Origin of the sequence: Paenibacillus jiangxiensis, from assembly GCF_046098255.1 — a bacterium.
GTDB lineage: Bacteria > Bacillota > Bacilli > Paenibacillales > Paenibacillaceae > Paenibacillus > Paenibacillus jiagnxiensis.
Genome location: NZ_JBJURI010000037.1, coordinates 1 through 12,063 on the forward strand (window position 1 = coordinate 1; position 12,063 = coordinate 12,063).

General features: G+C 49.0%; 13 protein-coding genes and 1 pseudogene. 4 read left to right on the top strand and 10 right to left on the bottom strand.

Translation table 11 applies throughout. The features are described from left to right. Nucleotides 1-323: 323 nt before the first annotated feature. Both ACI1P2_RS26765 and ACI1P2_RS26770 read right to left on the bottom strand, forming a co-directional pair. Nucleotides 324-545: a hypothetical protein gene (locus ACI1P2_RS26765; RefSeq protein ID WP_355325441.1), complete on the bottom strand. Its 222-nt coding sequence runs from the start codon at nt 543-545 to the stop codon at nt 324-326. A gap of 199 nt (nt 546-744) precedes the next feature. Then, nucleotides 745-1,368, bottom strand: coding sequence for a stage II sporulation protein M (locus tag ACI1P2_RS26770; protein ID WP_355325443.1), 624 nt, complete (start codon nt 1,366-1,368; stop codon nt 745-747). Nucleotides 1,369-1,495: 127 nt separating this feature from the next. Here ACI1P2_RS26770 and pdaB point away from each other — a divergent pair, with 127 nt between their 5' ends. Then, a complete protein-coding gene (gene pdaB, locus ACI1P2_RS26775; protein WP_355325446.1) occupies nt 1,496-2,302 on the top strand; it encodes a polysaccharide deacetylase family sporulation protein PdaB in 807 nt (268 codons plus the stop codon). Between the two features lie 161 nt (nt 2,303-2,463). Further along, on the top strand, nt 2,464-3,153 hold the full coding sequence (gerD, locus tag ACI1P2_RS26780) for a spore germination lipoprotein GerD (RefSeq protein ID WP_355325449.1): 690 nt from the start codon (nt 2,464-2,466) through the stop codon (nt 3,151-3,153). A 64-nt stretch (nt 3,154-3,217) separates the two neighbouring features. Here gerD and ACI1P2_RS26785 read toward each other — a convergent pair whose 3' ends face one another. The 4 genes from ACI1P2_RS26785 to ACI1P2_RS26800 all read right to left on the bottom strand — a co-directional run bounded on the left by ACI1P2_RS26785 (nt 3,218) and on the right by ACI1P2_RS26800 (nt 7,106). Further along, the gene (locus tag ACI1P2_RS26785) at nt 3,218-4,312 is read right to left on the bottom strand and encodes an Mrp/NBP35 family ATP-binding protein (RefSeq protein WP_355325452.1); all 1,095 of its coding nucleotides are present in this window, start codon (nt 4,310-4,312) and stop codon (nt 3,218-3,220) included. 74 nt (nt 4,313-4,386) lie between these two features. Further along, nucleotides 4,387-5,154, bottom strand: a complete 768-nt coding sequence (cwlD, locus tag ACI1P2_RS26790; RefSeq protein ID WP_355325455.1) for an N-acetylmuramoyl-L-alanine amidase CwlD — start codon at nt 5,152-5,154, stop codon at nt 4,387-4,389. Between the two features lie 67 nt (nt 5,155-5,221). Then, complete coding sequence (sat, locus tag ACI1P2_RS26795) at nt 5,222-6,391, bottom strand: sulfate adenylyltransferase (protein WP_355325458.1); 1,170 nt, start codon at nt 6,389-6,391, stop codon at nt 5,222-5,224. Nucleotides 6,392-6,413: 22 nt separating this feature from the next. After that, nucleotides 6,414-7,106, bottom strand: a complete 693-nt coding sequence (locus ACI1P2_RS26800; protein WP_355325461.1) for a phosphoadenylyl-sulfate reductase — start codon at nt 7,104-7,106, stop codon at nt 6,414-6,416. Between the two features lie 354 nt (nt 7,107-7,460). On the opposite strand from ACI1P2_RS26800, the gene ACI1P2_RS26805 reads away from it, so the two are divergent. Both ACI1P2_RS26805 and ACI1P2_RS26810 read left to right on the top strand, forming a co-directional pair. After that, a complete protein-coding gene (locus ACI1P2_RS26805) occupies nt 7,461-9,173 on the top strand; it encodes an NAD-dependent malic enzyme (protein WP_355325464.1) in 1,713 nt (570 codons plus the stop codon). Nucleotides 9,174-9,324: 151 nt separating this feature from the next. Next, nucleotides 9,325-9,435 (top strand): annotated as a pseudogene (locus ACI1P2_RS26810) (AEC family transporter); the annotation flags it as partial. Nucleotides 9,436-9,593: 158 nt separating this feature from the next. Here ACI1P2_RS26810 and rpsI read toward each other — a convergent pair. The 4 genes from rpsI to rplQ all read right to left on the bottom strand — a co-directional run bounded on the left by rpsI (nt 9,594) and on the right by rplQ (nt 11,968). Continuing rightward, nucleotides 9,594-9,986: a 30S ribosomal protein S9 gene (rpsI, locus tag ACI1P2_RS26815; RefSeq protein WP_355325467.1), complete on the bottom strand. Its 393-nt coding sequence runs from the start codon at nt 9,984-9,986 to the stop codon at nt 9,594-9,596. A gap of 19 nt (nt 9,987-10,005) precedes the next feature. Beyond that, on the bottom strand, nt 10,006-10,443 hold the full coding sequence (rplM, locus tag ACI1P2_RS26820) for a 50S ribosomal protein L13 (protein ID WP_355325470.1): 438 nt from the start codon (nt 10,441-10,443) through the stop codon (nt 10,006-10,008). Nucleotides 10,444-10,649: 206 nt separating this feature from the next. After that, the gene (truA, locus tag ACI1P2_RS26825; protein WP_355325473.1) at nt 10,650-11,435 is read right to left on the bottom strand and encodes a tRNA pseudouridine(38-40) synthase TruA; all 786 of its coding nucleotides are present in this window, start codon (nt 11,433-11,435) and stop codon (nt 10,650-10,652) included. A gap of 167 nt (nt 11,436-11,602) precedes the next feature. After that, entirely contained in the window at nt 11,603-11,968 is a 366-nt protein-coding gene (rplQ, locus tag ACI1P2_RS26830) for a 50S ribosomal protein L17 (protein ID WP_305753562.1), read from the bottom strand. Nucleotides 11,969-12,063: the final 95 nt, after the last annotated feature.

Genomic DNA, 12,063 nt, shown 5'->3' on the forward strand with positions numbered 1-12,063 from the left:
AAGAGCGATTAAGCTCATTTGAATCTGACGAGATTAATATCTCAATGTTCGCTCCGCCATTTATTCTGTCATAGACATGAACCAAATGACTTCGCGGTTTGGTTTTACGATGTAAAACCTACTCACTCGTTGTTCAGTTTTCAAAGATCAAACACTTATTTTTCATCATCACCACATCTCAGCGGCGACTTTTATAATATATCATTTATTCTTCGCTTTGGCAAGAACTTTTTTTAAAAATGTTTTTTGTTTTATCACAGCCATTCAAAGAACGAAAATTAATTTAACATAGAATGTCGGCGGAAGTCAACGGAAATTTGTATCTACTCTGATATCTTGCCCCTGATAGCATATTTCGACAGCTCTTTCGGAGCCGCGAAGCGTGCATACATCCGAAACACTGTCTTGTAACGTAAAACTATTGCATTGCGAATATCCAGATCCAGACGTTTATCGCTCAAATCCATCAGCATCTCGTCCAGCTCCCGACGAAGGACGTAGTCCAGTTCCTTACACTCTTTTTCGTTAAACAGCATACCCATCATGTACGATCATGCTCCCTTGCTCTTTATATTATTAAGTACCCTGTAGTGAAATCGGTTATATGCCGTAACGCCCTCCGCCTTCAATCTACTGCATGAATGGTTTTTGTCTGTATAGTTGTTCCAACGTTTACTGTTTTTTAAACGGATTTTAATAAAGTTCAAACGAATTCCACTCAAATTACACGCTCAGTCGCCTTTTTCAGCCTCTCATCAAGCTGTAAGATACAGTGCTTTCTATGATGGCTGCGATAAACAGGAGAATGACGACCCAAAGCGCAACATTCCATGTCTGCTTCATAAAAACCGGCCAGGACATTGCGGGCTTCGCTCTCCTACTTTCCACGTTGACTCCCCCGCGGATCGATGACATAACCATCCCGCCAAACTTTAAGCCGTACGCACAGGCAATCAATAAAACCGGGAGCTCGATGATACCATGCGGCAGCAACCCTTTGACAATCAGCTCATACAGATTAGCCGCTGAGTTTGCAGCCACCCAGTGAACCAGGAAACCGATGACCATGCCATTCATTACTATGAAAATAACAGGAATGATCCCGAACGCCGCTCCCAGAAACATAACCAGCACACACTTGATGGCATTGTTGAAAAAAATGAAGACGAAAAAACTAAGCTGCGCATTGCCCGATTCCTGCAGCCTTCCTGCAACCTGTCCAAGTCCTTCAATTTGCTGTTTGAGCATCTGCTCAATGAGCCCCGTACTGATCCAGCCCAAGGCTATGCTTGCACAAAACAGCAAAGCAGTGAACAGCAAAACTCCCTTCATCGAATTCAAGATTTTCAAAAATGCTCTGAAACCCAAAGTGAATCCCTCCTAGATAGAATTGTCCTACTCCGCTGAAAACTTATGAACTCTATAATCATAAAAAACATGGCCATGCATAGTGTAAAGTAAACAAGCTACACTCCGGGAAAGGGGATCAAGGTGCATGAATTCTTTCTTTTATGTATTAAACGGCAAAAAGATCAAACGGTTTCTTATCGGCTTCGCGGCTGCTGTTTTTGCCATCGGTATCGTATATGTGGAACGCAGCAATATCAGTGTTTTTTCGGAGGAAGCTCCAGCGGCTGTATACAGTGTACCGACTGAGAAAAAGGTCATCGCCCTAACCTTCGATATTAGCTGGGGTGATAAACGTACAGCTCCCATTCTGGAGGTCTTGAAGGAGAAGAAGCTGCAGAAAGCAACCTTTTTCTTATCCTCCCCCTGGAGCAAAACCCATCCGGAGCTTGTAAAACAAATTGTGGACAGCGGGTATGAAATCGGGAGCCATGGACACAAGCACGAAAACTACACAAGCCTCAGCGATGAAGAAATACGCCGCCAAATTACGACAGCCCATACGATGTTAACCGACTTAACCGGAAAGGAACCCAAACTCATTCGTCTGCCCAATGGGGATTTCGATAAAAGAGTGCTGCAGATCGCAACCGAGTTAGGCTATACAACCATTCAATGGGATACTGATTCCCTGGACTGGAAAAACCCAGGCACCCAGAAAATCATTGACCGCGTCGTGTCCAGAGCTCATCCGGGGGACATTGTTCTGCTTCATGCCAGCGATTCCTCCCAGCAGACTCATGAGGCCCTCCCCGTCATCATTGACAAATTGCGTGAGCAGGGCTACGAATTCGTAACCGTATCAGAGCTGATGCAGCAAGGCACACAACAGGGAAAAGAGGTCAGAGATCAAGCGATGCTGCAGCAGGCCATTGAAGATGCCGCAGGAATGTAACTCCTTCTTACGCCTTCCGGCAGCCGACTTCGGTCGGCTGTTTTTCGCTTATACAGACTTATTTTACAGCCATCCCATCAAAATTCCAAAAAGGCTGCAACATAATTCGGTCCCGGCGACCGCATACTATGCACAGTCACTTTATAAGGAGGGTAAGGTCCATGAAATGGCCGCATTATCGACTGATATGCGCAATACTTTGCATCGGAGCCGTACTGTCGGGCTGCGGATCTGAGCAAAATTATTCATCTCCTCCACAGCCCAGCTATAAGGAAATGAAAACCATGGTTGTAGATATTCTTAAAAGTGATGAAGGAAAAAAAGCGGTCGAGGAAGCCATGACGAGCGGAGGCGGGACCTCTTCAGGCGGCGGATCAGGCGGTGCGATGGGCATGAAAATGCTTATGTCTTCATCAACCTCCGGTGATATCAAGACTGCGGTCAAGGATACTTTGACTTCGCCCGAATATCAGAAGGAATTTGAGAAAATTATGACCGATCCGGCATTTGCAGGAGAATTCGCTAAAGCCATAAACAAGCAGAACAAGGAACTGCACATGCAGTTGATCAAGGATCCGACCTATCAGAAATCGGTGCGGGAAATGCTTAAGTCGCCTGAGGTCAGCACCATGATGCTTGATATGACCAAAACCCCCGAATACCGTAAACAAACGATGACCATCATGCAGGAAGCCATGCAAAATCCTCTGTTCCGGCTTGAGGTTATGAGTCTTCTGAAAAGCGTGGTTCATGAGGAACTGCAGCCAAAGGAAAAGAAAAAAGGCGAAGGCGGAGGAAAGAAAGGTCAAGGTGGAGAAAGCTCAGGTCAAGGCGGGGAACAAAGCGGATAAGCTTAAAAAGGACAGCCCGACATGCATGCCGGTTCTGTCCTTTATCTTTATTCAGCAGAGTGATTCAGCTGTTCTCAAGACCGATCACATGCTTCGCAATCTGGTCATACAGCTGACCGTGCTCGGTATCTGCCTTATAGACTGATGGCGAGAAATCAGGCTCAGACGGATGATTATCCGGAGCTCCCAGCGGTATTTGGGCAAGAAGAGGAACATGCAGCGTTTCTGCCAGCAGCGCGCCCCCTCCCCTGCCAAACACGTAGTCCTTTTCCCCTGTTCGCGACTGATAATAGGCCATATTCTCCACAACCCCCAGCACCTCATGATTCGTCTGCACGGCCATGGCGCCGGCGCGGGCGGCGACATAAGCAGCGGTAGCGTGCGGGGTGGTGACGATAATTTCCTTACTGTGCGGAATCATCTGATGAACGTCCAAGGCAATATCACCGGTTCCGGGCGGCAAGTCGAGAAGCATGTATTCCGGCCGTCCCCAGTTCACATCGCTGAAAAACTGGCGAAGCATCCTTCCCAGCATCGGACCGCGCCAGATGACCGGGTTATTCTCTCTGACAAAGAAGCCCATGGACATCACTTTAACGCCAAAACGTTCAACCGGCTGAATGACACCGTCCTCTACAACCGGATACTCTTCGATACCCATCATGTCGGGAACACTGAATCCGTAGATATCCGCATCGATAATGGCTACACGTTTGCCGCTACGGGCCAGCGCAGCTGCAAGATTGACGGTTACCGTGGATTTGCCCACACCGCCTTTGCCGCTGGCAATCGCAATGAAGCGGACGCCTGATTGCGGATCAAGCAGCTCATGCCCCTCCATGCCGGCCGCATGCCCTTTCGTAAGCACAGGATCGTTCTGATCCTCCTTCTCACCGCCCAGCGCCGCCCGTTCACGTTCCGACGCCTCACGAAATCGTATATGAATATTCGAAGCCCCGGCATGCCCCAGAGCTTCACTGATCTCATGGTTCAGTTTTGTTCTTACCTCTTCATTGTCCGTTACCAATACGACGGTCAAGGAAACCTGATTGTCACGGACGACAATGTCGCGTATAAACTCCAATTCCGTCAAGCTTGCGCCGCTGCCCGGCTCCTGTATACGCTGAAGCGCCTCCAAGACCTGTTCTCTAGCCAGCATTAACGAGATCACCCCTGCTTCGAATAATTGAAATGCACTTCTGCCTGCTGACCTCATTATAGCATTATCCCCCGCTACTTGCCTGCTGGCATAGTGACGCGCTCACCGGAGCTATAACGCAGAATCCCTTTATAGACTGCTGCGGATATTTGACGCTGGTACGCCTCATCCGCCAGCAGCCGCGCTTCCCGCGGATGGGACAGGAAGCCGATCTCCACGAGGGCTGAAGGCATCTTGAGTGCCTGCAGCAGATAAACGGTGTCTACGGTCTTGGCAACCCGGTCCGTATTCTCCATATTCCGGCGGATTTCATCCTGTATCAGTGCCGCCAATGAAGCGTTGTCCGCATGGCTTGGGTAATAAAAGGTTTGGGCTCCGCTCCATCTGCTTGACGGAACGCTGTTCATATGGATGCTGAGAAAGAGGTCTGCTTTATATTCCTCAATGAGGCGTACGCGCCGCTTAAGGTCTTCGGTTTTCCTCCTGGAATACCCCTGGGTGGACTCATCAGCAAGGTCCCTGTCATCCTCGCGGGTCAGCTTGACCACCGCTCCCGCCTGCTGCAGATAATCGCGAAGGTAGAGGGTAATCGCTAGATTGATATCCTTCTCGATGACACCCTCTTTGCTTACAGCTCCCCCGTCCGGACCGCCGTGGCCGGCGTCCAGCACAATGACTTTCCCGGCCAGCGGCAGGCTCCAATAGGTCCAGGTCGTTGACGCGGGAATATCTGATACGGTCACAGCTGCGAAAAGAAACATCAGGCATAAACCAAGCAGCCATCTTCTCAGCGTACGGTAGCGAATCCATAAGGTGATGTTGCGGTTTCGGTATTTGAGCATAAAAAAACGCCTCCGTTCCCATACAGATACTATTGATCTATATGGGACAAGGCGGACAAATAGTACATCAAGAGCCAATTTGTTGAGACATGCCTTCGATAAGAATTTGCGCTACCTCCGGTCTCGTAAATTCAGGCGGCGGGCAGACGCCGTCGCGCAGCAATCCACGCACCTTCGTGCCTGACAATGTCAAATGATCTTCTTTCGGATGCGGGCATGTTTTGTTGGAAGCCATATTCCCGCATTTTGTGCAGAAAAAGCTGTGCTCGAAGAACAATGGCGTAATGCCCAGCTCCTCGGCCGTAAAGTTGCTGAAAATTTCCTGCGCCTCATAGGTTCCGTAATAGTCTCCTACCCCCGCATGATCCCGTCCCACAATAAAATGGGTACAGCCGTAATTTTTACGGACCATCGCATGGAAAATCGCCTCGCGCGGACCTGCATAACGCATCGCTGCCGGGAACACACCGAGGAAGGTACGATTGGCAGGATAATAATGCTCCAGCAGGACCAAATAACTCTTCATGCGCACATCAGCCGGTACGTCGTCCGACTTCGTCTCACCGACGAGCGGATTCAGGAACAGCGCATCCACGATCTCCATGGCACTCTTCTGAATATACTCATGCGCACGGTGAACGGGATTGCGTGTCTGAAAGCCGACAACGGTCTTCCAGCCCTGCTCGGCGAAGTGCCGGCGGGTATCGGAAGGATCAAAATAAAACTCGCCAAATTTGGCAGGCTGCGGCCTGTTCAATACGTGCACAGGTCCGCCTACGTAGGTTGAAGGGCGCTCAAACAGCTTCTTTACTCCGGGATGCTCGGGATCATCGGTTTTAAAGACGCGTCTTGCCTCTTCGCCCTGATCAACCTGGTACAGGCTGGTTACGTCCAAAATTCCGTAGATGACCCCGTCTTCTTCTCCGACCAGGGCCGCCTGTTCGCCAACAGTAAGAGACGAAGCTGTCGATTCATTCACTGCAAGTGTAATGGGGATGCTCCATACCGTGCCGTCTGCAAGACGCATCCGCTCCACAACGGAACGGTAATCTTGCTCATTCATAAACCCGGTCAGAGGTGAAAAGGCCCCTACCCCTATAAGGTCCAGATCTGAGATCGTCCAGGCATTAACGCGGATCACGGGGAGCTGCTTTGCCTTTTGCAGGAGAGCTTCCCGTTCTTCTCCCTCTGTTAAACGGTTAATCAGGGTTCCCCCATGCGGAAGTATTGCGGTCATATCATGATCTCTCCTTCTACGATTATTTATGAAGTCCGCATTCGGTTTTGTCGGAGTCGGACCAGCGGCCTGCGCGGGGATCTTCCCCGGGAGCGACAGGACGTGTGCAGTGCTCGCATCCAATACTCGGATAGTTCTGGTCATGCAGAGGGTTATAAATGACATTGTTGTCCCGGATATAATTCCACACATCCTCTGAAGTCCAATCCGCCAACGGGTTGAATTTGACAAGGCCGAATTTTACGTCATATTCGATTTTTTTCGCATTGGCGCGGGTTGGAGCCTGATCGCGGCGAATGCCCGTAATCCACGCTTCATAATTCCCCAGTATACGTGTTAAAGGTTCAACCTTACGGATATTGCAGCAGGCATTAGGATCGACCTTCCACAGCTCATCGCCGTGCTCTGCCGCCTGCTCCTCAGGGGTCAGCTTCGGAGATACCCGTACAAATTCCATTTGATATTTATCCATCATCTGATCGCGTGTCTCGTAAGTTTCCTTGAAATGAAAGTCTGTATCTAAATAAAATACATCCGTGGAGGGACTTATCTTTTGCAGCATATCGACCAGCACGACATCCTCTGCGCCGAAGCTGCAGGCAAAGGTGATATTCGGAAAGGTCTCAACAGCGTAACGAATCACATCTTCCGGCGTGGCATGCTCAAGCTCTTCCGCTTTCACTTGAATCAATTGTTCCTTCTCCAATAAGTTCATGTTGGAAACGCCTCCTTTTAAATCCCTACTAAACAAATGAGAATTATAAATTCAGTATAAAACTTTCTATCTAAATGTCAATGTGGAAAAAAGTAAAACATGGGGCCAAGATGAGAATTTAGCAATATCAATACAGGGTTTTTATCATGAAGATAAAAAAGGTTGATTACAATGATTTCCTGACGGAAAAACGTGAATATATCAAGGTTTTTCAGAAAAATCAGCTGTAAATTACGAAGGAGTTGGAATTTTATTCAATTGACCTTTGTTAAGCGATTTTTTAGAATAGGAACGCATTTCAGACGTGCAAGCAATTTAATAAATGTTATGGAGTAAAAGAAAGAAGGTTTTGGAGTGGAAGCTTTTTATGTAAACGAAGACGGTTCTCTTTCAACCCCGTTAAAAGGCAAGGATGTGCTGGCCAATCCCCTGCTGAATAAAGGGGTCGCTTTTTCGCACGAGGAACGGCGGGAATTGGGGCTTGAAGGCATATTGCCCCCTACGGTGCTTACGCTTGATGAACAGGCGGGTCGCGCCTACAAGCAGTTTCTTGCTCAACCCACCATGCTGCGCCGCAACGCTTCTTTGAATGATCTGTATAACCGAAATGTCGTTTTGTATTACAGGCTGCTGACTGATCATTTGAGCGAAATGCTGCCTGTTGTATATACGCCGACAGTAGGGCAAGCCATCCAGGAATACAGCCATGAATATCACCGGCCTGGCGGCGTCTATCTATCGATAGATAACCCCAAGGGGATTGAAGAAGCCTTCCGCAATACTGGTCTAAGCGCTGAAGATGTGGATCTGATCGTCGTTACGGATTCCGAGAGCATTCTCGGCATAGGGGACTGGGGAGTCGGGGGTATTAATATCGCCATCGGCAAGTTGGCAGTATATACCGCTGCCGCGGGGATTCATCCCGGACGGGTTCTTCCTGTGGTACTGGATGTAGGAACGAATAATGAGCAGCTGCTTGCGGACCCTCTGTACATCGGTAACCGTCATCACCGAGTGCGTGGAGAGCAATATGACCAATTCATCGATACGTTCGTCCAAAAGGCGCTTGAGCTGTATCCGGACGCACTGCTTCACTGGGAAGACCTTGGCAATGTGAATGCCCGCAGCATTATTGAACAATACGGAAATCAAATCCTTACATTTAATGATGATATTCAGGGAACAGGAGCCGTGACACTCGCCGCGGTAATGTCCGCCCTTAAAATAACCCGGCTTCCTCTGTCCGAACAGCGGGTCGTTGTCTTCGGTCCCGGGGCAGCCGGTATAGGCAATGCCGATCAGATTCGTGACGCCATGATGCGCAGCGGCCTGTCGGAGCAGGAAGCTTTAAGCCGCTTCTGGGCCTACGACTATCGCGGTTTATTAACGGATGAAACGGAGAATGTGCTCGGCTTTCAAAAGCCTTATGTCCGTAAAACCTCTGAAATCCGTGAATGGAATCACGGCAAAGACGGAACAATAACACTGCTGGAAGTTATTCGTCAGGTGAAACCGACGATACTGATCGGAACGTCCGGTTCGGCCGGCGCTTTTTCCGAGGAAGTGATCAGAGAAATGGCCCAGCATGTAGAGTGCCCAATTATTATGCCGATGTCCAATCCTACGGCACTTGCCGAGGCCATTCCAGAGGATCTGGTCCGCTGGACGGACGGGAAAGCGCTAATCGCCACAGGAAGCCCCTTTGAGCCCGTAGCCTATAACGGAACAACTTATGAAATCGGCCAATCGAATAATGCGTTCGTCTTCCCTGGTCTGGGACTGGGTGCGATCGCCGTTAAGGCCAGCGTAATTACCGGCGGAATGTTTACGGCCGCTGCAGAAGCTGTCGCCCTCATGGTGGATCTGTCTAAGCCAGGGGCAGCCCTGCTGCCTAATATCAGCCAGTTACGGGAAGTGTCGCTTGCTGTAGCTGAGGCTGTGGCCCAGGCGGCAATCAGTGATAACGTCGCCCGTATTCGCCCGGACAGTATCCGCGAGGCTATTGAAGGTTTGATTTGGGAGCCTGCCTATCGGCGGGTTAGAGCCGCTGAGCCTATACTCGTTTGATATTTTGTTCTTTATGAAAGATGCAAAGCCCTAAACACAGCTTCCTGCGAAGTTCACAGCTCCTTGTCTTGAACTCGCAGGGAGTTCTTTTTGTTTTGGCCATAATAAGCAGAAAGCGGGTATTTCCTTATTACTACCGCCCCAAGATCCCATGATTGCCGTCCGCTTCGACAGCCTGGAGGCCGAGACGGCATCAGCGTTCATCATAAGCGCGCTTATATCGCTTGCAACCCTCCCGCTGCTGGTCTCCTTGCTGATGTAGTTTACAGAGGTGTAAAACTACTCGATGGTACAACTGAACTGATAAGCTTGATGTTCATGATTGCTGCTGCAAAAGCTGAGGCTGAGACCTCAATAAAATAAATAAGCCCCTGACCATAAAAGGCCAAGGGCTTGGTAATCCTTGATACACAAGGGATATTAACGTTTCGAGAACTGAGGTGCGCGACGAGCGGCTTTGAGACCGTATTTCTTACGTTCTTTCATCCGTGGGTCACGAGTCAGGAAACCTGCTTTTTTCAGTGCTGGACGGAACTCAGGGTCTGCTTTCAGCAGAGCGCGGGAGATCCCGTGACGGATTGCGCCGGCTTGACCGGAAATACCGCCGCCATGAGCGATAACGATAACGTCATAGTTTCCGTTTGTTTCAGTCAGGTTCAGTGGTTGTCTTACGATCATTTTCAGTGTTTCCACACCGAAATATTCATTGATATCACGTTTGTTAATGACAATGCGTCCTTCACCCGGTACGAGACGAACACGAGCTACCGAATGTTTACGACGACCTGTCCCATAGTATTGTACTTGTGCCATGAAACTGTCCTCCTTTTAATTAACCGCGAAGTTCGTAAACTTCAGGTTTTTGTGCTGCATGTGGATGCTCAGTGCCTTTGTAAGCTTTCAGTCTCAGCTTCATTTTCTCGCCCATGCGAGTTTTAGGAAGCATGCCGTGAACAGCCAGCTCCAGCATACGTTCAGGCTTGTTTTTCACCATATCTTGAGCAGTTGTTACTTTCAGACCACCTGGATGCAGGGAGTGACGGTAGTATTTTTTGTTCTCCATTTTTTTGCCTGTCAGGACGATTTTCTCCGCATTGATAACAATGACGAAATCGCCGCCATCCACATGTGGAGTGAATTCAGGCTTATGTTTGCCGCGGATCAACGCAGCCGCTTCGCTGGCCAGACGACCAAGCGTTTTGCCTTCAGCATCAATAATGTGCCATTTGCGCTCAACTTCACTTGGCTTAGCCATATACGTAGTACGCATGGAAAGTTTCCTCCTTCAGATCGCTCACATAAATGTGAAATTCATCTTTTTTCAAAAAACTCATTTATATTCGTTCATTAAGTTATTGCTTTTGTGATGGATAGAGATTGCTATAAGGTGTAAATCTTAACTGGGGCTGTGGGAAAGCCATTAAGAAAACACAACTTATATGTTACATGATTTTTACGCATTCCGCAAGCAAAAACTTAAGTTTTTTGGACGTTTTCATCATATTCCACATTCCACAGCATCAGCCCATGTGCAACCGCTGTTGGCCCCGCTCTTGAGCGGTCTTTGGCAGCCAAAATACCCGGGATATCCTCCGGCGACTTCTTTCCTTCTCCCACTTCCATCAGTGTCCCAACCATAATCCGAACCATATGCTGCAGAAAGCCGCTGCCGGTCACATAAACATGTATAATCCCCTGATCATCCGATCTAGGACGGGAAAAAGAATGATCAACTTCTATATGGGCATCATATACAGTCCTGACATGATTCAGTTTCTGCGACTGTGTGGATGCAAACGAGGTAAAGTCATAGGTGCCGACCATCAGCTGCAGCGCCCTGCGCATAGACTCAATATCCAGACGCGTAGGATGATGAAACTGGGTGCGGCGATGAAAAATGTCCGGAAAACGGTTAGCGTTAATGCTGTAACGGTATGTCTTCCTTTTGGCCATGTGGCGCGCATGAAACGACAACGGAACCTCTTTCGCATCCGTGAGAATAATATCCTCCGGCAGCCACGCGTTCAGCGCCAGACACCAGCGGTGGACCGGGATAGGCGATTCGGTTTTAAAATTGAAAACCTGGCCGTAAGCATGCACTCCCGCATCCGTGCGGCCTGAGGCGGTAATCTTGAGCGTCTCTCCCGTCAAGGAATGTATAGCGCTCTCTATATGATCCTGGATTGTATTGCCGCCAGGCTGAGTCTGAAAGCCGTGGTAATGGGTTCCGTCATAGTTCACTCTCATGCATATATTCCGCATGTTCCTAACACACCTTTTAGGCAAGTGTATTTGTGCTTCCATTCACTGTTGCCGTTGGATCGAACAACATATAAAAGGAGAAGCCCCTTACAGAGCTTCTCCAACAGGAAAAAAAGGGCTGCTCAGAATCAACCGACTCTGCCCACCCTTTCCTCATCCATACCTGCTTACGCGCGGTCAACCAGTTCCAGGTAAACCATTGGAGCGGCGTCGCCACGACGAGGTCCCAGCTTCAGGATACGAGTGTATCCGCCTGGACGCTCGGCATAACGAGTAGCCAGTTCGCTAAACAGTTTTTGAATTGCATCCTGCTCACCATCCAAAGTTTCACGGCGAACGTATGCAGCTACCTGACGGCGTGCATGCAGATCTCCCTGTTTTGCTTTGGTAATCAGTTTCTCAGCGATAGAACGAACTTCTTTTGCTTTAGCTTCCGTAGTCTGGATACGCTCGTACAAGAACAGATCAGTTACCATGTCACGGAACAAAGCTTTACGGGCGCTGGAGTTGCGGCCCAGTTTTTGATATGCCATGTTTTTCCCCTCCTTCTTACAAAACGTTGCTGTCTTATTCTTCCGTACGGAGTCCTAAACCAAGTTCCTCGAGCTTCTCTTGAACCTCTTCCAAA

Bases quoted from the DNA above. Each gene is read 5' to 3' on its own strand.
- ACI1P2_RS26765 (WP_355325441.1), bottom strand. From the start codon at position 545: ATGATGGGTATGCTGTTTAACGAAAAAGAGTGTAAGGAACTGGACTAC.
- pdaB (WP_355325446.1), top strand. From the start codon at position 1,496: ATGAATTCTTTCTTTTATGTATTAAACGGCAAAAAGATCAAACGGTTT.
- gerD (WP_355325449.1), top strand. From the start codon at position 2,464: ATGAAATGGCCGCATTATCGACTGATATGCGCAATACTTTGCATCGGA.
- ACI1P2_RS26785 (WP_355325452.1), bottom strand. From the start codon at position 4,312: ATGCTGGCTAGAGAACAGGTCTTGGAGGCGCTTCAGCGTATACAGGAG.
- cwlD (WP_355325455.1), bottom strand. From the start codon at position 5,154: ATGCTCAAATACCGAAACCGCAACATCACCTTATGGATTCGCTACCGT.
- sat (WP_355325458.1), bottom strand. From the start codon at position 6,391: ATGACCGCAATACTTCCGCATGGGGGAACCCTGATTAACCGTTTAACA.
- ACI1P2_RS26800 (WP_355325461.1), bottom strand. From the start codon at position 7,106: ATGAACTTATTGGAGAAGGAACAATTGATTCAAGTGAAAGCGGAAGAG.
- rpsI (WP_355325467.1), bottom strand. From the start codon at position 9,986: ATGGCACAAGTACAATACTATGGGACAGGTCGTCGTAAACATTCGGTA.
- rplM (WP_355325470.1), bottom strand. From the start codon at position 10,443: ATGCGTACTACGTATATGGCTAAGCCAAGTGAAGTTGAGCGCAAATGG.
- truA (WP_355325473.1), bottom strand. From the start codon at position 11,435: ATGCGGAATATATGCATGAGAGTGAACTATGACGGAACCCATTACCAC.
- rplQ (WP_305753562.1), bottom strand. From the start codon at position 11,968: ATGGCATATCAAAAACTGGGCCGCAACTCCAGCGCCCGTAAAGCTTTG.